Origin of the sequence: Bacillus sp. FSL L8-0152 (assembly GCF_038006365.1) — a bacterium.
Classification (GTDB): domain Bacteria; phylum Bacillota; class Bacilli; order Bacillales; family Bacillaceae_G; genus Bacillus_A; species Bacillus_A cereus.
This window is the reverse complement of the sequence record NZ_JBBOVB010000001.1, coordinates 4,399,879-4,420,362: the sequence shown is the minus strand read 5'-3', so window position 1 is coordinate 4,420,362 and position 20,484 is coordinate 4,399,879. Positions and strand designations below refer to the sequence as shown.

Here is a 20,484-nt window from a genome sequence, read left to right as displayed (position 1 = left end):
TATTGTAAAAAAGTAAGTATTTATAAAAAGGATTTGGAATGAAAATGACGTATTTATTATGTGTGTTTATTGAATTGCTGATCAACGCATTCTAAATCTTCATCAAATTTTTCATGTGTTCGCTCGATTAACTTATGGAACATATCTCCAACGTGTTCTTCTAAAACCCGAATGCCTTCCCCGGTAACGCCGCCTTTCACGCAAACCTTTTCTTGTAAGGTAGGTAATGTGAAGATTTCTTTTTCAAGTAATTTCCCCATCCCCACGACCATTTCACTTACTAAAGTAGTAGCCTCTTCGTGTGTAATATTTGTTTTATCTACAGCAGCGTTAATGAAGCATTGTAGTAAATAACTAAAGAAAGCAGGACCGCAACTTGCTATATCAGATGAAACACGTGTTATATCTTCTTCTATTACAAGAGGTGTAGAAATATTTTTGAATAGACGAAGTAGTTTTTGTTGCCATTCTTCAGAGCAATTATCTCCAAATGTAAATAGTGAGGCGCCAGAGAGGGCGCGATTTGTGATACTTGGAATGATACGTGCGACGTGGCACGGTACGAGAGTCTCTAATTGTGATGGAGATATTGGACTTGTAATAGAAACTAAGCACGTTTCATCAGAAAAATGTTCAGCGTATTTTTTTAGGATAGGGTATATATCTATCGGCTTAACGCAAATAAAAATAAGTTGTGATTGTTCGATTACTTCCGGGATTGTTTTTGCTATATGAACAGAAGGGTATTTTTCTTTTATATGATATGCTTTGGCAGGCGTCCGATTAATGATTGTAAGGCACGAAGGTTTGACAGCACGGGTTTCTAAAAATGCATCGATTAGTATATTCCCCATGTTTCCTGTCCCTATAATTCCTATGTTCAAAGTTTCATCCCTCCTTCGTAACAGCTTTCTCCTAAACAATATGAATGATGTTATAAATTTATGATTAGAGGTGTAAAATGATGTGGGATTTTCCGAAAAAGTGGTTAGGTTTAGTAGCTATTATTGGAACTTTACTTTTTCTTGTTTTTTGGAAAACGAATCAGAGTGTAGAACGAACGCCTATTACAATGAATGTGCAAGAGAAGGAGATAGAAAAAAAGGGTAAACCGAAAATATCGGATACAAAGGAACAGAAAAGAACAATTATAATTGATGTGAAAGGAGCGGTTAATAAAGAAGGGGTATATGAAATGAAGGAAGGGGATCGCGTAAAGGATGCGGTTCAAAAGGCTGGTGGTTTTTTATCAGAAGTAGATATGAAAAAAGTGAATTTAGCACAAATTGTACAAGATCAAATGCTTCTTTATATACCGAGTAAAAATGAGTCAGAACAAGGGATGTTTACTTCTTCTAAGGAAGATGGCAAGATTCGAATAAATACAGCAGCGAAAGAGCAATTGGAAAAAATTACAGGGATTGGCTCTCGAAAGGCAGAAAGTATTTTGAAATATCGAGAAGAACATGGTCCGTTTCAGAAAATAGAAGATTTATTAGAGATTGATGGGATTGGTGCGAAGTCTCTTGAAAAGATAAAAGATCAAATTATTATTCCGTAAAAGATTGACGAAGTTTTTCTTCTTTCGCTACACTACAAGTAGACAAAAAAGTAGGTGAAAAATATGGAACGAATTTCATGGGATCAATATTTTATGACGCAAAGCCATCTACTATCGTTACGTAGTACATGTACAAGGCTTGCGGTAGGAGCGACAATCGTTCGCGATAAACGAATTATTGCTGGTGGATATAATGGTTCGATTAAAGGTGGCGTACATTGTATAGATGATGGTTGTTACGTAATCGATAATCATTGTGTTCGGACAATTCATGCCGAAATGAATGCTTTATTACAATGTGCCAAGTTTGGTGCGAAAACAGAGGAAGCAGAAATTTACGTTACGCATTTCCCTTGTTTACAATGTTGTAAGGCAATTATTCAAAGTGGTATTACAGCGGTTTATTATGCGCAGGATTATAAAAATCATCCATACGCCATAGAGTTATTTGAACAAGCGAATGTAACAGTGAAGCACGTTCCGCTAGAATATGATATCGCTGCATTAGAGGAGCAAAAACGTTATACGGAGTTAAAAGAATTATTTGCGTCTTTAGAAAAAGATAATTTATCAATGGAAGAATTACAGCATGTATTCACGAAAGCAAAAATGATGCTATAAGGAGTGAGTATAAGTTGCAGGAACAATGGGGTTATGTTGCAATCTCGTTTATAATAGGGATTGCAATTGCCTTTTCCTCGTCACTTTTATTGATAGTTTTTTGCCTCTTTTTAAATGTTTTCTTCTGTTTATATCGCACTTCGCGTAAAACCTTCTTTTTTTGCATTGTAGCGTGCTTTAGTGGCGTTATATACACTTCCTATGTTCAAGGGTGGAATAAGTCTCTAGGAGAGCCCTATGGAGTTACAAGAGGGGTTATACAAAATACACCGCTTGTTAATGGGGATCGCCTATCTTTTCAGTTTGAAGATCACAATAAAAATATAGTGCAGTTAAGTTATAGAATAAAATCAGCCTTGGAAAAGGAAAAAATGCAGCAATTATACGCAGGGATATCATGTGTATTCGAGGGTGAGAGGAAAGAACCGCAAACAGCTCGGAATTTTCATGGTTTTAATTACCGTGATTATTTATACAAGCAACATATTCATTTCACATTTGAGGCTACATATATTTCTGAATGCTATAAAACATCACTGTCGCTCATGCAACGGATTCTCCTTTTGAGGCAACAAGTAATCTCGAAAGTTACAGAGATGTTTCCAGAGCAATCAGGTGCTTTTATGAATGCTTTACTATTTGGTGATAGACAACAAATGACGTTTGAAGTGGAAGAGCAATATCAACAGTTTGGTCTTGTACATTTGTTAGCAATTTCAGGTTCGCACATTGTATTGTTAATGGTGATAGTATATTTTATTTTGCTAAGAAGTGGTGCGACGAGGGAGGTAGCAACAATTTGCCTTATCATTTGTATTCCTTTGTATATGGTTTTAGCAGGGGCGTCACCCTCTGTTATAAGGGCTTCTATAACAGGAGTTTTGACGTTGATTGCTTTTATGTGCTCGATTCGTTTATCTAGTTTAGATGCTTTAAGTGTAACAGCTATATGTATGCTTATATATGACCCTTATCTTGTTTTTAATATTGGATTTCAGTTTTCTTTTGTAGGTAGCTTCGCTTTACTTTTGTCTGCTCCGTTATTGTTAGTGAGTAGCAACGGAGTAATCCGAAATTCTATTTATATTTCTATCATTTCACAGCTCGTTAGTACTCCGATTTTGTTATATCACTTTGGTTATTTTTCTCCATATAGCATTTTCCTCAATCTTTTATACGTTCCGTTTTTATCTATCATTGTATTACCATGTAGCATTATTATTTTACTGTGTATGCCAATTGTCCCGTTTCTCGCAAAAGGATTTGCGGATGTGTTATCAATAGGCTTGAGTATGTCTAATGTTTTTCTAAGTTATTGTGAAAGTTTACCATTTAACCAGCTTATTTTCGGGAAAACGTTCTTCAATCTTGTAGCTGTATATTGCGCGAGTATTGTCAGTATATTGATGGTTTGGGAAAGGAGAGCGCCGAAAAAAATGGTTTGTATAGTTGTGAGTATATTTCTTTTTATTAGCACGTGTCATTATGTATATCCATATTTTAGAGGAAGTGGAAGTGTAACATTTATTGATGTTGGACAAGGTGATGCAATATTAATTCGCCTTCCGTATGATAAAGGGGTTTATCTTATTGATACAGGTGGAACGCTTCGTGTCAATAAGGAAGAGTGGCAACAAAAAAAGCATGAATTTTCTGTTGGAAATGATGTTTTAATACCCTATTTACAAAAAGAAGGTATTAAAACAATTGATAAATTAATCGTAACGCATGGAGATGCAGATCATATAGGTGCTGCGCAAGAATTATTATCATATATACCTGTAAAAGAAGTTGTATTTGGCCGAAAGGGAAAAGATGCAGTATTAGAAAAAGTAGTAAAGAAACAGGCATTAGAAAAGGAAATGAAAATAACTGAAGTGGGGGAAGGGGAAAGTTGGAGTGTAAATGAAGCTGAATTTTTCGTTTTAGCTCCAAAAGGAAAAGAAAAAAGTGAAAATAATGCTTCAATTGTAATATGGGCAAAATTTGGAGGATTGACGTGGCTATTTACAGGCGATTTAGAAGAAGAAGGAGAGCAGTTTTTAGTATCTGCTTATCCAGATTTGCGAGTAGATGTTTTAAAAGTTGCTCATCATGGAAGTAACACGTCATCTATAGAGTCTTTTTTGAACGTTATACAGCCCCGTGTAGCGATTATATCTGTTGGTAAGCAGAATAGGTATGGACACCCGCATAAAGAAGTGATAGAGCGTTTTGAGAAGATGGGGAGTGCGATATGGCGCACGGACAAGCAAGGTGCTATTTCCTATGTTTTTAAAGGGGAAAATGGAACCTTTAAAAGTAAAATCACATATGATAAAACACATAATAGATGAAAAAGAGAAGACTGCCATGAAGTGGCAGTCTTTAAGAACCGATAAATTTAATAACAGTTGCAATGATGAAAAGTGTTGCGAAAAAACCAAATGAGACGATAAATCCTACCCCTGAATCAATAGCGTCATTGCGTTTACTTTGAACGTTTTGTTCAAAATCATTCATTTAGAATCCCTCCCCAACATTCCACTTTAGTATAAAATATTGTCAGAAAAAAATCTACAATTTCCATATGAAGAGAAAACGAGCTTTTTTGTTACTTGTAAATCATGAAGTAATGTGAGTTTTTCGTTTCCAAGCATGTTAACAGTTGGCACTTATACTCAAATTTTTATTGCGAATAATAAAGGGAAGGTGATTACCGCACACCAATAAGAAACCCGGGGCTTATTGCGTGGCGTTTAATATAAATAAAGGGACGGGTTATAAAGCCTGTTCCTTTGTACTTGTAAAACAAAAGCTAGGGCATTAGTATAAATATATATTGCCAAGTTAGGGAGTAGGAAAAAGTATGAGTGATATACATAAAAAAATTAAAAAGAAACAGTTTGCTCCGTTATATTTAATATATGGAACGGAAGCTTTTTTTATAAATGAAACGATAAAGCTTATTACGACAGAAGCACTTGAAGAAGAAGATCGAGAGTTTAATGTTGTGACATACGATTTGGAAGAAGCATATTTAGAAGATGTGGTTGAGGATGCGCGTACGCTTCCTTTCTTTGGAGAACGGAAAGTACTGTTAATAAAATCACCGCTATTTCTGACTTCGCAAAAAGAAAAGTTAGAGCAAAATATAAAAATTTTAGAAGAATACATTGGTGAACCTTCTCCATTTTCTATTCTTGTTTTTGTTGCGCCTTACGAAAAACTTGATGAGCGAAAAAAAATTACAAAACTATTAAAGAAAACAGCAGATGTAGTAGAAGCGAATGCGATGCAAGTGCAGGATGTTCAGAAGTGGATTATTGCTCGTGCAGATGAAGTGCATGTGCACATTGATAACGCGGCTGTTAGTTTGTTGCTAGAGCTTGTGGGAAGTAATGTAACGATGTTGGCGAAGGAAATGGACAAGTTAACGTTATACGTTGGTATGGGCGGAGAGATTACGACGAAACTTGTTGCAGAGCTTGTGCCAAAATCAGTTGAGCAAAATGTATTTGCTTTGACAGAAAAAGTGGTGAAAAAAGATATTGCAGGTGCAATGCAAATTTTGGATGGATTATTTACGCAGCAGGAAGAGCCGATTAAATTGCTTGCGTTATTAGTGAGTCAATTCCGTTTGTTGTATCAAGTGAAAGAGTTACAGCAACGTGGTTATGGGCAAAATCAAATTGCATCTCATATTGGTGTACATCCGTATCGTGTAAAATTGGCGATGAATCAAACGAAATTTTTCTCTTTTGAAGAATTAAAAAAAGTGATTATAGAATTAGCAGAAGCTGATTATAGTATGAAGACGGGAAAGATGGATAAGAAACTTGTGCTCGAGTTTTTCTTAATGCGATTAAATCATATGTGATGACACAAAAAAAAGTTCATGTACCTAGTGCATGAACTTTTTTTGTATATAAAAAAACGATCCAAATGGATCGTTTTTTAAACGCCTTACGCGTTTACTTGTTTCGCTAAGCGAGATTTTTGACGAGATGCAGCGTTTTGGTGGATAAGACCTTTACGAGCTGCTTTGTCAAGTTTTTTAGAAGCAGTTTTGAAAGCTTCTTTAGCATTTTCAAGATCGTTATTAGTAACTAAAGCTTCTACAGTTTTAACAGCAGAACGCATGTCAGACTTGATAGAAGCGTTATGTGCACGACGCTCTTCGCTAAGTTTAGCGCGTTTGATAGCAGATTTGATGTTTGCCATACTTTTCACCTCCCTGGTGCAATCGAATGACTCGATTCTTACATAGAACAAGTGATATTCTATCAAACGGTGAAGAGAATTGCAATAGTATATCCATGAAATTTCACGTAAAGGAAAGAATGGCCTTATATAACTTTGGGAAATCTAACGATATTTACTATGAATTACGGAGGAGATACGATGAAAGAACCATTGGATTTAAGTAAATATAGCGTTAGAACTGACCTTGCTGTAGAAGCTCATCAAATGTTGCAAGAAAGCCAAGAAGAACAAAAAGGGGTACAGGGGGTAATTGTAAAAGAGAGGGAAGAAGAAGGTACTATAATTACAAAAGTAACAATTGATGAAGCTGCCTCTGAAGCGATGGGTAAAAAACCTGGAAATTATTTAACGCTTGAAGTACAAGGTATACGTCAGCAAGATACAGAACTTCAACAAAAAGTGGAGCGTATTTTTGCAAAAGAATTTTCTTATTTCTTAGAAGAGGTTGGTGTTACCAAAGAAGCGAGCTGTTTAATTGTAGGCCTTGGGAATTGGAATGTAACACCGGATGCTCTTGGGCCAATAGTTGTAGAAAATGTATTAGTAACGAGACATTTGTTTCAATTGCAGCCTGAAAGTGTAGAAGAAGGATTCAGGCCTGTTAGTGCAATTCGGCCGGGGGTAATGGGGATTACAGGCATCGAAACGAGCGATGTTATTTATGGGATTATTGAGAAGACAAATCCAGACTTTGTAATTGCGATTGACGCATTAGCTGCCCGTTCTATTGAACGAGTAAATAGCACGATACAAATTTCTGATACTGGAATCCATCCTGGATCAGGGGTTGGGAATAAACGTAAGGAACTAAGTAAAGAGACATTAGGTATCCCTGTTATCGCAATTGGTGTTCCGACTGTGGTCGATGCCGTTTCGATTACAAGTGATACAATTGATTTTATTTTGAAACATTTTGGTCGAGAGATGAAAGAAGGAAACAAACCTTCAAGATCTTTGTTACCAGCGGGATTTTCATTTGGAGAAAAGAAAAAATTAACAGAAGAAGATATGCCAGATGAAAAGAGCCGAAATATGTTTTTAGGTGCTGTTGGTACGTTAGAAGAAGAAGAAAAAAGAAGGTTGATTTATGAAGTGCTATCGCCCCTTGGTCATAACTTAATGGTGACCCCAAAAGAAGTAGATACTTTTATTGAGGATATGGCGAATGTAATAGCGAGTGGTTTAAATGCAGCGCTGCATCATCAAATTGATCAAGATAATACGGGAGCGTATACACATTGAGGGAGAAAGATGATAATAGTTTGAGTCGTTTTGCGCTTTTGTGTATATGTAGTGTAGCTTTATGTTTACTTATGATGATAGCAGGAGTGTCACTTGCTAATCATGGTTTGAAAAGTATGAAAGGTTATCGGCAATTGTCGTATGAACAAATAGCTCATATGACAGGGACAGAGAGTACAGGTGCTGAATCAGAAATTTTGGGTAGTTCGTTTTCAGCTTCAGAAAAACAACAACAATTAGAACGTTTAAGAAGTTTTAATGTTGTAGAAGGAATTGGGATGGCGGTAGCAAGTGTAGCTTATGAAATGACGAAGTTCGGAACGGATATAGTTGTTGGGAAAATAAAGGGGATTTTTAGCTAAGAGTAGCATGGGAGATGGTTGTTTTACTGATTTGTAAGACAACCGTTTTAAAATTTGAAAAGGGTTTGTCTCTTATGGTTTATTCGCATAAGATATAGATAGAATGATTTGTATCGTAAGCAGCACGAGTTTTCATTGAATCTTTGTTGCTCTATTGATATAATCAGTGCTAGTGTATATTGGCGAGACTATTAGGAGTTGAGAACATAGATGAACAAAGAAGAAAGAGCAAAAAGACAGTCCAAAATTCGTAATTTCTCTATTATTGCTCATATTGACCACGGAAAATCAACGTTAGCAGACCGTATTTTAGAGAAAACAAATGCGTTAACACAACGCGAAATGAAAGCTCAGTTGCTTGACTCTATGGATTTAGAGCGTGAGCGTGGTATTACAATCAAATTAAACGCAGTTCAATTAAACTATAAAGCAAAAGATGGTGAAGAGTATATTCTTCATTTAATTGATACACCAGGACACGTCGACTTTACGTACGAAGTATCTCGTAGTTTAGCGGCTTGTGAAGGCGCGATTCTTGTAGTAGATGCAGCGCAAGGTATTGAAGCTCAAACGTTAGCGAACGTATACTTAGCGCTCGATAACAACTTAGAAATTTTACCAGTTATCAATAAAATCGACTTACCAAGTGCGGATCCAGAACGTGTACGTCAAGAGGTAGAAGATGTAATTGGTTTAGATGCATCAGAAGCGGTACTTGCTTCTGCGAAAGCTGGAATTGGTATTGAAGAAATTTTAGAACAAATTGTTGAAAAAGTACCAGCTCCGGCAGGTGATTCAGAAGAGCCGTTACAATGTATGATTTTCGACTCTTTATATGATCCGTACCGTGGTGTAATTGCTTATATCCGTGTTGTAAATGGAACGGTAAAAGTTGGCGATAAAGTACGTATGATGGCAACGGGTAAAGAATTTGAAGTAACAGAAGTAGGTGTATTTACACCGAAAACTACGCAACGTGACGAGTTAACAGTAGGTGATGTAGGTTTCTTAGCAGCATCTATTAAAAACGTAGGTGATACACGTGTTGGTGATACGATTACACATGCGAAACGTCCAGCTGCAGAGGCGTTACCAGGTTACCGTAAATTAAACCCGATGGTATTCTGTGGGCTGTATCCAATTGATTCTGCTCGTTATAACGATTTACGTGATGCGTTAGAAAAATTAGAGTTAAACGATTCTGCTCTTGAGTTTGAACCAGAAACATCTCAAGCGTTAGGATTTGGTTTCCGTTGTGGATTCTTAGGACTTCTTCACATGGAAATCATTCAAGAACGTATTGAACGTGAATTTAAGATTGACTTAATTACAACAGCGCCAAGCGTTATTTATAAAGTTTATTTAACAAACGGTGAAGATGTTATTGTTGATAATCCATCTAATATGCCAGATCCACAGTCTATCGATCGTGTAGAAGAGCCGTTTGTGAAGGCTTCAATTATGGTTCCGAATGACTATGTTGGAGCTGTAATGGAAATTTGCCAAGGTAAACGTGGAACGTTTATTGATATGCAATATTTAGATGAAACGCGTGTTACATTAACATATGAAATCCCGTTATCAGAAATCGTATATGACTTCTTCGATCAATTGAAATCAAATACGAAAGGGTATGCATCATTTGACTACGAGTTAATTGGTTATAAACCATCTAAACTTGTGAAAATGGATATTCTTTTAAATAATGAACAAGTGGATGCTTTATCATTTATCGTACACCGTGATTCAGCGTATGACCGTGGTAAAGTAATTGTAGAGAAATTAAAAGAATTAATTCCGAGACAACAGTTCGAAGTACCAATTCAGGCGACTATCGGAAATAAAGTTGTAGCACGTTCTACAATTAAGGCGATGCGTAAAAACGTACTTGCAAAATGTTACGGCGGTGACATTTCTCGTAAGCGTAAACTTCTTGATAAGCAAAAAGAAGGTAAAAAACGTATGAAGTCTGTTGGTTCTGTAGAAGTGCCACAAGAGGCATTCATGGCTGTACTGAAAATGGATGACAACTAATATTTGAAATAAAAAAGAAGTCGTTTGTGCGGCTTCTTTTTTCTGTATAATTACTTTTTAGACATCTGAGCAGCTCTCATTTACAATAATGAGAGAGCTTTTTAGTTCATATAGAGTTAGGAGATTGTTAATGTCCGAAAATATTCGAAAAGATATTCAAGATAAAATACAAAATGGCAATTTTAATTGTGAAAAGGAATTGACGCTTTCTATTATTAGTGGAAAGTGGAAAGTTGTGATACTGTGGCATCTTGGTGTGGAAGGGCCTCATCGTTTTAGTGAATTACAACGGTTATTCCCAAGCATTTCTCATAAAGTTTTGTCGAACCAATTAAAAGAGTTAATGGAAGATGGGATTGTTGATCGAACAGTATATCCCGAAATTCCTCCTCGTGTTGAGTATTATATGACGGAACTAGGCATGTCACTTTTACCGATCGTTGAAATGATGTATGATTGGGGAAAAATGCGAATGGAACAAATTCGTAATACGTTAGAGAAGTAGAGAATCCTCCGGAGTGCGGAGGTTTTCTTTTTAGAAAGGTAGGAGTTATATTTGGTACAAGCTGCATATATTCATATTCCGTTTTGTCAGCACATTTGTCACTATTGTGATTTTAATAAAGTGTTTATTGAACGCCAACCGGTTGATCAATATTTAGATTATTTAGAGAAGGAAATAATAAATACGGTTCAAAAAGTTCCGTTTGATAGTATGAAAACGATTTTTGTGGGCGGTGGAACTCCGACAGCGTTAAATATGGAACAGACAAAAAAATTACTCGAGATTATTAATCGTCATTTGCGTCCGTTTGCTCCGAATTGTGAATTGACATTTGAAGCGAATCCAGGAGATCTACCGAAAGAGAAGTTGAATGTACTACTAGAAGGTGGAGTGAATCGAATTAGTTTTGGTGTGCAAACGTTCCGTGATGAACTGCTTGAGAAAATCGGGCGCAAGCATACGAGGGAAGATGCATTCCTAGCGATTCGAGAAGCTCAGGAAGTAGGCTTTAAAAATATTAATGTAGATATTATTTATGCTTTGCCAGGACAAACGATAGAAGATGTGAAGGAAACATTAGACATTGCTTTTATGCTTGGTGTACAACATTTCTCGGCATATTCATTAATTGTGGAACCTAAAACAGTGTTTTATAACTTAATGAATAAAGGGAAATTGCGTCTTCCGGGTGAAGACCATGAAGCTAAAATGTATGAAATGGTAATGTATGAAATGGAGAAACACGGTTATAACCAGTATGAAATTAGTAATTTCTCAAAAGGTGACAATAAAAGTAGACATAATCTCACATACTGGAATAATGAAGAGTATTATGGCTTTGGAGCTGGAGCTCATAGTTATGTGAATGGGGAACGTATTCAAAATGTAGGTCCGCTGAAGCAATATTTTAATAAAATTGATGAAACAGGATTTCCGTATTTAGATGTTCATAAGGTGACGGAGAAAGAAAGAATGGAAGAAGAACTGTTCTTAGGACTTCGAAAAACAAAAGGTGTTTCTAAAACGGCATTCCGCAATAAATTTAATGTGGAGATGGATCAAGTTTTCGCGAAGCAGTTACAAAGCAATCAAGAACAAGGATTACTTGAAGAGGAAAATGGACATGTGCGTTTAACGCGAAAAGGAAAATTATTAGGGAATGAAGTATTCCAATCATTTTTGATTGACTAATTAAATGTTCCATAGGCGTGAAAAAGTTTCATTATTTCGTGACGTTTCCGTTGACAATTGAATGTCAATTTTGGTAAGTTATTAATAGATTTAGCACTCAAAGACAAAGAGTGCTAACAGAGGTGATGATGAGATGCTTACGGAACGTCAGCTCTTAATTTTACAAACAATTATTGATGACTTTATTGGATCAGCGCAGCCTGTTGGGTCTAGAACGTTGGCTAAAAAAGATGAAATTACATTTAGTTCAGCTACTATTCGAAATGAAATGGCGGACTTAGAAGAATTAGGTTTTATTGAAAAAACGCACAGTTCTTCTGGACGTGTTCCTTCTGAGAAAGGCTACCGATTTTATGTAGACCATCTTTTAGCGCCGCAAAACTTACCGAACGCTGAAATTGTACAAATTAAAGATTTATTTGCTGAAAGAATTTTTGAAGCGGAAAAAATTGCACAGCAATCTGCTCAAATTTTATCAGAACTTACGAATTATACGGCCATTGTTCTTGGACCGAAGTTAAGTACAAATAAACTTAAAAATGTACAAATTGTGCCGCTTGATCGTCAAACTGCAGTCGCTATTATTGTAACTGATACAGGGCATGTACAAAGTAAAACGATTACCGTTCCGGAATCTGTTGATTTATCAGATTTAGAAAAAATGGTTAATGTTTTAAATGAAAAGCTATCTGGCGTACCGATGGAAGAACTTCATAATAAAATCTTTAAGGAGATTGTTACAGTTTTACGTGGGTATGTTCATAATTACGATAGTGCAATAAAAATGTTAGATGGTACATTTCAAGTTCCGTTATCGGAAAAGATATACTTTGGAGGAAAAGCAAATATGCTTTCGCAGCCAGAGTTCCATGACATTCAAAAGGTTAGATCTTTGCTTACCATGATTGATAATGAAGCCGAATTTTATGACATTTTGCGTCATAAACAAGTCGGGATTCAAGTGAAAATTGGTAGGGAAAACACTTCGACGGCTATGGAGGATTGCAGTTTAATTTCTGCAACATATTCGATCGGCGAAGAGCAACTTGGAACAATTGCTATTTTAGGTCCTACGAGAATGCAATATTCTCGTGTAATTAGTTTGTTACAGTTATTTACGAGACAATTTACTGATGGACTTAAAAAGTAAATGAGAGTAATACATTCGCTCAAGTGATGAAATTTTCATTGCTGTGTGTAATATATAATGCTTAGGTAATCATGCTATGCATGATACCTAATACCTTTTAAGGAGGTGAATATTGTGGAAGAGCGTAACGAACAAGTGGTAGAAGAAGTAAAAGAAGCGCAAGTTGAAGAAGCTGTCACGCCAGAAAACAGTGAAGAAACTGTAGAAGAAAAAAGTGAGGCTGCTCTTTTACAAGAAAAAGTAGATGAGTTACAAGCGAAACTAACGGAAACGGAAGGTCGCACATTACGTCTACAAGCTGATTTTGAAAATTATAAGCGCCGTGTCCAAATGGATAAACAGGCTGCTGAAAAATATAGAGCACAAAGTCTAGTTTCAGACATCTTGCCAGCTCTTGATAATTTTGAAAGAGCAATGCAAGTGGAAGCGACTGATGAGCAAACGAAATCCTTGTTACAAGGTATGGAAATGGTGCATCGTCAATTGTTAGAAGCGCTGACTAAAGAAGGTGTGGAAGTGATTGAAGCTGTTGGTAAACAGTTTGATCCTAATGAACACCAAGCTATTATGCAAGTGGAAGATAGTGAATTTGAATCAAACGCGGTTGTGGAAGAATTCCAAAAAGGTTATAAATTAAAAGACCGTGTGATTCGCCCATCAATGGTAAAAGTAAATCAATAATTTACATAAAACTAGGAGGATTCGCCATGAGTAAAATTATCGGTATTGACTTAGGTACAACAAACTCTTGTGTAGCTGTTATGGAAGGTGGAGAACCAAAGGTTATCCCAAATCCAGAAGGAAACCGTACAACACCTTCTGTTGTAGCTTTCAAAAATGAAGAACGTCAAGTTGGGGAAGTTGCAAAGCGCCAAGCAATTACAAACCCAAATACAATCATGTCTGTTAAACGTCATATGGGTACAGACTACAAAGTAGAAGTTGAAGGTAAAGATTATACACCTCAAGAAATTTCTGCAATCATTTTACAAAACTTAAAAGCTTCTGCTGAAGCATACTTAGGTGAAACAGTAACGAAAGCTGTTATTACAGTACCTGCATACTTCAACGATGCAGAGCGTCAAGCAACGAAAGATGCTGGTCGTATCGCTGGTTTAGAAGTTGAGCGTATCATTAACGAACCAACAGCAGCAGCACTTGCTTACGGTTTAGAAAAACAAGACGAAGAACAAAAAATCTTAGTATATGACTTAGGTGGCGGTACATTTGACGTATCTATCCTTGAGTTAGCAGACGGCACATTTGAAGTTATTTCAACTGCTGGTGACAACCGTCTTGGTGGCGATGACTTTGACCAAGTTATCATCGATCACTTAGTAGCTGAGTTCAAAAAAGAAAATAACATTGATTTAAGCCAAGATAAAATGGCGCTTCAACGCTTGAAAGATGCAGCTGAAAAAGCGAAAAAAGATCTTTCTGGTGTAACACAAACTCAGATTTCATTACCATTCATTAGTGCTGGAGCTGCTGGTCCATTACACTTAGAATTAACGTTAACAAGAGCGAAATTCGAAGAGCTTTCAGCAGGTCTTGTTGAAAGAACATTAGAGCCAACTCGTCGTGCATTAAAAGACGCTGGTTTTGCTCCAAGCGAATTAGATAAAGTTATTCTTGTTGGTGGATCTACTCGTATCCCAGCTGTACAAGAAGCTATTAAACGTGAAACTGGTAAAGAGCCATATAAAGGTGTAAACCCTGATGAAGTTGTAGCATTAGGTGCTGCAGTTCAAGGTGGCGTACTTACTGGTGATGTAGAAGGCGTTCTATTATTAGACGTAACTCCACTTTCTTTAGGTATTGAAACTATGGGTGGCGTGTTCACGAAATTAATCGAGCGTAACACTACAATTCCAACAAGTAAGTCACAAGTATTCTCGACAGCTGCTGATAATCAACCAGCAGTAGACATTCACGTATTACAAGGTGAGCGTCCAATGTCAGCTGACAACAAAACGTTAGGTCGTTTCCAATTAACTGACCTTCCACCAGCACCACGTGGTATTCCACAAATCGAAGTAACATTCGATATTGATGCGAACGGTATTGTTAACGTACGTGCGAAAGACTTAGGAACAAGCAAAGAGCAAGCTATTACAATCCAATCTTCTTCAGGTCTTTCTGATGAAGAAGTAGAACGTATGGTACAAGAAGCGGAAGCAAATGCTGACGCTGACCAAAAACGTAAGGAAGAAGTTGAACTTCGTAACGAAGCTGACCAACTTGTATTCCAAACAGACAAAGTTGTAAAAGATTTAGAAGGTAAAGTAGATGCAGCTGAAGTTGCAAAAGCAACAGAAGCGAAAGAAGCATTACAAGCTGCAATTGAGAAAAACGAGCTTGAAGAAATTCGTGCGAAAAAAGATGCTTTACAAGAAATCGTACAACAATTAACTGTTAAATTATACGAGCAAGCTCAAGCAGCTGCTGGTCAAGCAGAAGGTGCGCAAGACGCTGGCACGAAGAAAGACAATGTAGTTGACGCTGAGTTTGAAGAAGTAAAAGAAGACAAGTAATTCAACTGTAAACATAATAAGTAAGATGACAAAAAGTCAAAGTCAAGCGTGCCTTGACTTTGGCTTTTTTCACGAATGAGAAGCGATGTGTGAGGATCTTAAGTTTTTCGCTTTGCATACTGTAAGTGAGGAAACTTTGTTGCAAAGCACTTTCTTTCGGTGTTAAAATTACGTTTATGTGAAAGATTCGGGGGTTGTAAATTTATGAGTAAACGAGACTATTATGAGGTCCTTGGACTTAGCAAGGGCGCTTCAACAGATGAAATAAAAAAAGCGTATCGTCGTTTGGCTAAAAAATACCATCCAGACGTAAGCAAAGAAGAAAATGCAATTGAAAAGTTTAAAGAAGTACAAGAAGCATACGAAGTGTTAAGTGATGATCAAAAGCGTGCGCAGTACGATCAATTTGGTCATGCTGGTGCAAATCAAGGATTCGGTGGATTTGGCGGCGGAGGAGACTTCGGCGGTGGCTTCGGTTTTGAAGATATATTTAGTTCTTTCTTTGGCGGTGGCGGCGGCAGACGTCGTGATCCAAATGCTCCGCGCCAAGGTGCTGACTTACAATATCAAGTCACTTTAGATTTTGAAGAAGCTATTTTTGGTAAGGAATTAAATGTGGAAATTCCAGTAGAAGATCCATGTGATACTTGTAAAGGTAGTGGAGCAAAACCAGGAACTTCAAAAGAAACATGTAAACATTGTTCAGGCTCTGGTCAAGTGAGTGTAGAACAAAACACACCGTTTGGTCGTATCGTAAACCGTCAAGCTTGTGGTCATTGTTCAGGAACTGGACAAATTATTAAAGAAAAATGTACGACATGTCACGGTTCAGGTAAAGTTCGTAAGCGTAAAAAAATCAATGTTAAAATTCCAGCAGGTATCGATAATGGTCAACAAATTCGTGTGTCTGGAAAAGGTGAAGCCGGCGTAAATGGCGGACCAGCAGGAGACTTATATGTTGTCGTTCATGTAAGAAATCATGAATTCTTCGAGCGTGAAGGAGATCACATTATTTGCGAAATGCCATTAACATTTGCGCAAATGGCGCTTGGTGATGAAGTGGAAGTTCCTACTGTTCATGGTAAAGTGAAGCTGAAAATTCCAGCAGGAACACAAACTGGAACAGAATTCCGCTTAAAAGGAAAAGGTGCTCCGAACGTACGTGGATACGGCCAAGGAGATCAATATGTAGTCGTTCGTGTTGTTGTACCGACGAAATTGACTTCACAGCAAAAAGATTTATTACGTGAATTTGCAGGACAAGAAGAGCAGGATGATAGTTTATTCGGAAAGCTTAAACGTGCTTTCAAAGGGGAATAATGGAAATAAAAAATGGAGTTGGTAAATTGTGAAATGGTCAGAAATTAGTATTCATACAACAGAAGAAGCAGTAGAAGCTGTCTCTCATATTTTACATGAAGCTGGTGCTAGCGGAGTTGCGATTGAGGATCCAGCGGAGTTAACGAAAGAGCGCGAGCAACAATATGGTGAAATTTATGCATTGAATCCAGATGAATATCCGGCGGAAGGTGTATTAATAAAAGCATATTTCCCGCAAACGGATTCTTTACATGAAACGATTGCAGGTGTAAAATCATCTATTGATGTGCTTCCATCTTACGACATTGAAATTGGTACTGGAAATATTACCGTTAACGAAGTCAATGAAGAAGATTGGGCTACTGCTTGGAAAAAATATTACCATCCAGTACAAATTTCTGATACATTCACAATCGTACCGACGTGGGAAGAATATACACCATCTTCTCCTGATGAAAAAATCATTGAATTAGACCCAGGTATGGCGTTTGGTACAGGAACTCATCCAACAACAACGATGTGTATTCGTGCTTTAGAAAAAACAGTACAGCCAGGTGACACTATCATTGATGTAGGAACAGGTTCTGGTGTGCTTAGTATTGCAGCGGCAAAATTAGGTGCGTCTTCTGTTCAAGCATATGATTTAGATCCGGTTGCAGTTGAAAGTGCAGAAATGAATGTGCGTTTAAATAAAACAGATGATATCGTGTCTGTTGGGCAAAATAGTCTTTTAGAAGGTATTGAAGGTCCTGTTGATTTAATCGTAGCTAACTTATTAGCAGAAATTATTCTTTTATTCCCTGAAGATGCAGCGAGAGTTGTGAAGTCAGGTGGATTATTTATTACATCGGGCATTATTGCTGCGAAGGAAAAAGTAATTTCTGAGGCGTTAGAACAAGCTGGATTTACAATTGAAGAAGTGTTACGAATGGAAGATTGGGTAGCAATTATTGCACGAAATGCGTAATATAGATTTTAGTCTATAATGAAAAGGGGAGTCTCTCACTATAAGGTGAGGGACTTGCCGTTTGTTATATGAAAAATGATAATGTTTCGTTCTTTTCGTAAGTGTTGACTTACGAAAGGAACGAAACTCTACTAAGGTGATTATATGCAACGTTATTTTGTAGAAGAAAAACATGTAAGTGAAGCAAAAATTCGCATTGTAGGTGATGATGTACATCACATTGCGAGAGTAATGCGTATGACAGCTGGCGATCAAATTTATTGCTGTGTAAACGGAAAAACAGCAGTATGTTCAATTGATGAAATTACCAGTGAATTTATTAATACGGCTATTGTAGAATGGGTAGAGGCGTCAAGTGAACTTCCTGTTTTCGTGACGATTGCAAGTGGACTGCCAAAAGGAGACAAGCTAGAGTTGATTTTTCAAAAAGGAACTGAGCTTGGGGCAGCTGCATTCTTACCATTTCAAGCATCTCGCTCTATCGTAAAATGGGATGCGAAAAAAGCTGATAAAAAAGTTGAGCGTTTAAGAAAAATTGTGAAAGAAGCTGCGGAACAATCACATAGAAGTGAAATTCCGGAAGTACATGCTCCGGCATCATTTAAGCAACTGCTTACAATGAGTGGTGAGTATGATGTTTGTCTTGTTGCTTACGAAGAGGAAGCGAAACAAGGCGAGAAATCTAATTTTGCGAAAGCTTTAACGACAATGAAACCAGGTCAAAAGCTATTGATTGTATTTGGCCCAGAAGGCGGTTTAGCTGAGGAAGAGATTACAGCGCTTCGTGAACATAAATTTGTACCATGTAGTTTAGGACCAAGAATTTTAAGAACAGAAACGGCGCCGTTATACGCGTTAAGTGCTGCTTCGTATCATTTTGAATTGATGGGGTGATGATCAATGTCAACTGTTGCGTTCCATACGTTAGGTTGTAAAGTAAACCACTATGAAACAGAAGCCATTTGGCAATTGTTTAAACAAGGTGGTTATGAAAGAACAGAATATGAAAAGAAAGCTGATGTATATGTTATTAACACATGTACAGTAACGAATACTGGGGACAAAAAAAGCCGTCAAGTAATCAGACGTGCTGTGCGTCAAAATCCAGATGCAGTTATTTGCGTAACGGGATGTTATGCACAAACATCTCCAGCTGAAATTATGGCGATTCCAGGTGTAGATATTGTAGTTGGTACACAGGATCGTGAAAAGATGTTAGGTTACATCGAAGAATTCCGTAAAGAGCGTCAACCAATTAATGCTGTCCGCAATATTATGAAAACACGTGTGTACGAAGAACTTGATGTACCTTATTTCACGGATCGTACACGTGCGTCTTTAAAAATACAAGAGGGTTGCAATAACTTCTGTACATTCTGTATCATTCCTTGGGCGCGTGGTTTAATGCGTTCTCGTGATGGAAAAGAGGTTATTAAACAAGCACAACAATTAGTGGATGCAGGCTATAAAGAAATCGTATTAACGGGTATTCATACAGGTGGATACGGCGAAGATATAAAAGATTATAACTTAGCTGGATTACTTCGTGATATGGAAGCGGAAGTAGGCGGATTAAAACGTCTTCGTATTTCTTCTATTGAAGCGAGTCAAATTTCAGATGAAGTAATTGAAGTGTTAGATAAATCTGAAGTAGTTGTACGTCACTTGCATATTCCGTTGCAATCTGGTTCTAATACTGTATTAAAACGTATGCGTCGTAAATATACGATGGAATTCTTCCAAGAGCGTTTAGATCGTTTGAAAGAAGCGTTACCAGGCCTTGCGATTACATCTGACGTAATCGTTGGTTTCCCAGGTGAAACAGAAGAAGAATTCATGGAAACATACAATTTCATTAAAGAGAACCGCTTCTCTGAGTTACACGTGTTCCCTTATTCAAAACGTACAGGAACACCTGCAGCACGCATGGAAGATCAAGTTCCTGAAGATGTGAAGAACGATCGTGTTCATCGTTTAATTGAGCTATCTAATCAATTAGCGAAAGAATATGCATCAGCGTTTGAAGGGGAAGTGCTTGAAATCATTCCAGAAGAGCAATTTAAAGACGGCGACCGTGAAGGGTTATATGTAGGGTATACAGATAACTACTTGAAAATTGTATTTGAAGGATCAGAAGAATTAATTGGTAAGCTAGTGAAAGTGAAAATTACGAAAGCTGGCTATCCATATAACGAAGCGCAATTTGTTCGTGTTCTTGAAGATGATGTGAAAAAAGAATCAGCAAGCGCATAAAAAAGAGCGTGCAACCGGAAACGGTTTGCATGCTTTCTTTATTTGAAGCGGTTAAGTACTAGAAGGTGGAGAGGCGTTTCGTGCATCCCTGTATGAAAAAAGTTGAAATGATAAAAATATATAGTTGTCTTCATGAAAGAAGGATACTAGCTATTTGTATAACTTTTGAAAAGGAAATGCTTCTATTCTTCTTTTATTCTGCCAAATAGTTGACCTGAAGTGATAAAATGTATTATAATCGTAAAAGACATGCTGAAGAAGTGTTTCTTTTTGCATGCTGAAGTTAGTATGTAAGTGTGATGTTTCGGAGGGAGGGAAAGAGAATGTCAAAAACAGTCGTTCGTAAAAACGAGTCTTTGGAGGATGCACTTCGCCGTTTTAAAAGATCGGTTTCTAAAACTGGTACACTTGCTGAAGCAAGAAAGCGCGAGTTTTATGAAAAACCAAGTGTAAAACGTAAGAAGAAATCTGAAGCGGCAAGAAAGCGTAAATTCTAAGA

General features: G+C 37.1%; 20 protein-coding genes. 17 read left to right on the top strand and 3 right to left on the bottom strand.

Features of this window, described 5'->3' with window-relative positions:
* Positions 1-56 precede the first annotated feature (56 nt).
* Positions 57-884, bottom strand: a complete 828-nt coding sequence (gene comER, locus MHH27_RS22270; protein WP_001020554.1) for a late competence protein ComER — start codon at positions 882-884, stop codon at positions 57-59.
* Positions 885-961: 77 nt separating this feature from the next.
* On the opposite strand from comER, the gene MHH27_RS22265 reads away from it, so the two are divergent.
* The 3 genes from MHH27_RS22265 to MHH27_RS22255 all read left to right on the top strand — a co-directional run bounded on the left by MHH27_RS22265 (position 962) and on the right by MHH27_RS22255 (position 4,518).
* Positions 962-1,561, top strand: coding sequence for a helix-hairpin-helix domain-containing protein (locus MHH27_RS22265; protein WP_000989936.1), 600 nt, complete (start codon positions 962-964; stop codon positions 1,559-1,561).
* A 63-nt stretch (positions 1,562-1,624) separates the two neighbouring features.
* Complete coding sequence (locus MHH27_RS22260) at positions 1,625-2,182, top strand: ComE operon protein 2 (RefSeq protein WP_000439773.1); 558 nt, start codon at positions 1,625-1,627, stop codon at positions 2,180-2,182.
* A 14-nt stretch (positions 2,183-2,196) separates the two neighbouring features.
* Positions 2,197-4,518 (top strand): DNA internalization-related competence protein ComEC/Rec2, encoded by a 2,322-nt coding sequence (locus tag MHH27_RS22255; protein WP_340944082.1) that lies wholly within the window; start codon positions 2,197-2,199, stop codon positions 4,516-4,518.
* 31 nt (positions 4,519-4,549) lie between these two features.
* On the opposite strand, the gene MHH27_RS22250 is transcribed toward MHH27_RS22255, so the two are convergent.
* Positions 4,550-4,684: a YqzM family protein gene (locus MHH27_RS22250; RefSeq protein WP_000997609.1), complete on the bottom strand. Its 135-nt coding sequence runs from the start codon at positions 4,682-4,684 to the stop codon at positions 4,550-4,552.
* Positions 4,685-5,030: 346 nt separating this feature from the next.
* Between MHH27_RS22250 and holA the strand changes: the two genes are divergently transcribed.
* Complete coding sequence (holA, locus tag MHH27_RS22245) at positions 5,031-6,041, top strand: DNA polymerase III subunit delta (protein ID WP_075719075.1); 1,011 nt, start codon at positions 5,031-5,033, stop codon at positions 6,039-6,041.
* A gap of 86 nt (positions 6,042-6,127) precedes the next feature.
* Here the strand turns inward: holA and rpsT are convergent, their stop codons facing one another.
* Positions 6,128-6,385 (bottom strand): 30S ribosomal protein S20, encoded by a 258-nt coding sequence (gene rpsT / locus MHH27_RS22240; protein WP_001274012.1) that lies wholly within the window; start codon positions 6,383-6,385, stop codon positions 6,128-6,130.
* A gap of 180 nt (positions 6,386-6,565) precedes the next feature.
* Here rpsT and gpr point away from each other — a divergent pair, with 180 nt between their 5' ends.
* The 13 genes from gpr to rpsU all read left to right on the top strand — a co-directional run bounded on the left by gpr (position 6,566) and on the right by rpsU (position 20,482).
* Positions 6,566-7,669, top strand: coding sequence for a GPR endopeptidase (gene gpr, locus MHH27_RS22235; protein WP_075719071.1), 1,104 nt, complete (start codon positions 6,566-6,568; stop codon positions 7,667-7,669).
* Complete coding sequence (locus tag MHH27_RS22230) at positions 7,666-8,031, top strand: YqxA family protein (protein WP_001207094.1); 366 nt, start codon at positions 7,666-7,668, stop codon at positions 8,029-8,031. Before gpr ends, MHH27_RS22230 begins: the two co-directional genes overlap by 4 nt.
* A gap of 210 nt (positions 8,032-8,241) precedes the next feature.
* Positions 8,242-10,065: an elongation factor 4 gene (gene lepA / locus MHH27_RS22225; RefSeq protein WP_001030948.1), complete on the top strand. Its 1,824-nt coding sequence runs from the start codon at positions 8,242-8,244 to the stop codon at positions 10,063-10,065.
* Positions 10,066-10,195: 130 nt separating this feature from the next.
* Positions 10,196-10,570, top strand: coding sequence for a winged helix-turn-helix transcriptional regulator (locus tag MHH27_RS22220; protein WP_001293539.1), 375 nt, complete (start codon positions 10,196-10,198; stop codon positions 10,568-10,570).
* Positions 10,571-10,621: 51 nt separating this feature from the next.
* Positions 10,622-11,761: a radical SAM family heme chaperone HemW gene (gene hemW / locus MHH27_RS22215; protein WP_340944076.1), complete on the top strand. Its 1,140-nt coding sequence runs from the start codon at positions 10,622-10,624 to the stop codon at positions 11,759-11,761.
* Positions 11,762-11,894: 133 nt separating this feature from the next.
* Positions 11,895-12,911, top strand: a complete 1,017-nt coding sequence (hrcA, locus tag MHH27_RS22210) for a heat-inducible transcriptional repressor HrcA (RefSeq protein WP_000954942.1) — start codon at positions 11,895-11,897, stop codon at positions 12,909-12,911.
* A 114-nt stretch (positions 12,912-13,025) separates the two neighbouring features.
* Positions 13,026-13,592: a nucleotide exchange factor GrpE gene (grpE, locus tag MHH27_RS22205; RefSeq protein ID WP_000392711.1), complete on the top strand. Its 567-nt coding sequence runs from the start codon at positions 13,026-13,028 to the stop codon at positions 13,590-13,592.
* A gap of 26 nt (positions 13,593-13,618) precedes the next feature.
* Positions 13,619-15,445: a chaperone protein DnaK gene (gene dnaK, locus MHH27_RS22200; RefSeq protein ID WP_069356209.1), complete on the top strand. Its 1,827-nt coding sequence runs from the start codon at positions 13,619-13,621 to the stop codon at positions 15,443-15,445.
* 204 nt (positions 15,446-15,649) lie between these two features.
* On the top strand, positions 15,650-16,765 hold the full coding sequence (dnaJ, locus tag MHH27_RS22195; protein ID WP_000043947.1) for a chaperone protein DnaJ: 1,116 nt from the start codon (positions 15,650-15,652) through the stop codon (positions 16,763-16,765).
* 28 nt (positions 16,766-16,793) lie between these two features.
* Positions 16,794-17,732 (top strand): 50S ribosomal protein L11 methyltransferase, encoded by a 939-nt coding sequence (gene prmA, locus MHH27_RS22190; RefSeq protein ID WP_000872103.1) that lies wholly within the window; start codon positions 16,794-16,796, stop codon positions 17,730-17,732.
* Positions 17,733-17,876: 144 nt separating this feature from the next.
* The gene (locus MHH27_RS22185) at positions 17,877-18,626 is read left to right on the top strand and encodes a 16S rRNA (uracil(1498)-N(3))-methyltransferase (protein ID WP_001190142.1); all 750 of its coding nucleotides are present in this window, start codon (positions 17,877-17,879) and stop codon (positions 18,624-18,626) included.
* A 6-nt stretch (positions 18,627-18,632) separates the two neighbouring features.
* Positions 18,633-19,985, top strand: coding sequence for a tRNA (N(6)-L-threonylcarbamoyladenosine(37)-C(2))-methylthiotransferase MtaB (gene mtaB, locus MHH27_RS22180; protein WP_000108679.1), 1,353 nt, complete (start codon positions 18,633-18,635; stop codon positions 19,983-19,985).
* Positions 19,986-20,308: 323 nt separating this feature from the next.
* Positions 20,309-20,482: a 30S ribosomal protein S21 gene (gene rpsU / locus MHH27_RS22175; RefSeq protein ID WP_000048061.1), complete on the top strand. Its 174-nt coding sequence runs from the start codon at positions 20,309-20,311 to the stop codon at positions 20,480-20,482.
* Positions 20,483-20,484: the final 2 nt, after the last annotated feature.

Coding starts and splice junctions, on each gene's coding strand:
- MHH27_RS22250 (WP_000997609.1), bottom strand. CDS start 4,684: ATGAATGATTTTGAACAAAACGTTCAAAGTAAACGCAATGACGCTATT.
- MHH27_RS22185 (WP_001190142.1), top strand. CDS start 17,877: ATGCAACGTTATTTTGTAGAAGAAAAACATGTAAGTGAAGCAAAAATT.
- MHH27_RS22260 (WP_000439773.1), top strand. CDS start 1,625: ATGGAACGAATTTCATGGGATCAATATTTTATGACGCAAAGCCATCTA.
- mtaB (WP_000108679.1), top strand. CDS start 18,633: ATGTCAACTGTTGCGTTCCATACGTTAGGTTGTAAAGTAAACCACTAT.
- lepA (WP_001030948.1), top strand. CDS start 8,242: ATGAACAAAGAAGAAAGAGCAAAAAGACAGTCCAAAATTCGTAATTTC.
- rpsT (WP_001274012.1), bottom strand. CDS start 6,385: ATGGCAAACATCAAATCTGCTATCAAACGCGCTAAACTTAGCGAAGAG.
- gpr (WP_075719071.1), top strand. CDS start 6,566: ATGAAAGAACCATTGGATTTAAGTAAATATAGCGTTAGAACTGACCTT.
- MHH27_RS22220 (WP_001293539.1), top strand. CDS start 10,196: ATGTCCGAAAATATTCGAAAAGATATTCAAGATAAAATACAAAATGGC.
- hrcA (WP_000954942.1), top strand. CDS start 11,895: ATGCTTACGGAACGTCAGCTCTTAATTTTACAAACAATTATTGATGAC.
- dnaJ (WP_000043947.1), top strand. CDS start 15,650: ATGAGTAAACGAGACTATTATGAGGTCCTTGGACTTAGCAAGGGCGCT.
- dnaK (WP_069356209.1), top strand. CDS start 13,619: ATGAGTAAAATTATCGGTATTGACTTAGGTACAACAAACTCTTGTGTA.
- rpsU (WP_000048061.1), top strand. CDS start 20,309: ATGTCAAAAACAGTCGTTCGTAAAAACGAGTCTTTGGAGGATGCACTT.
- MHH27_RS22265 (WP_000989936.1), top strand. CDS start 962: ATGATGTGGGATTTTCCGAAAAAGTGGTTAGGTTTAGTAGCTATTATT.
- holA (WP_075719075.1), top strand. CDS start 5,031: ATGAGTGATATACATAAAAAAATTAAAAAGAAACAGTTTGCTCCGTTA.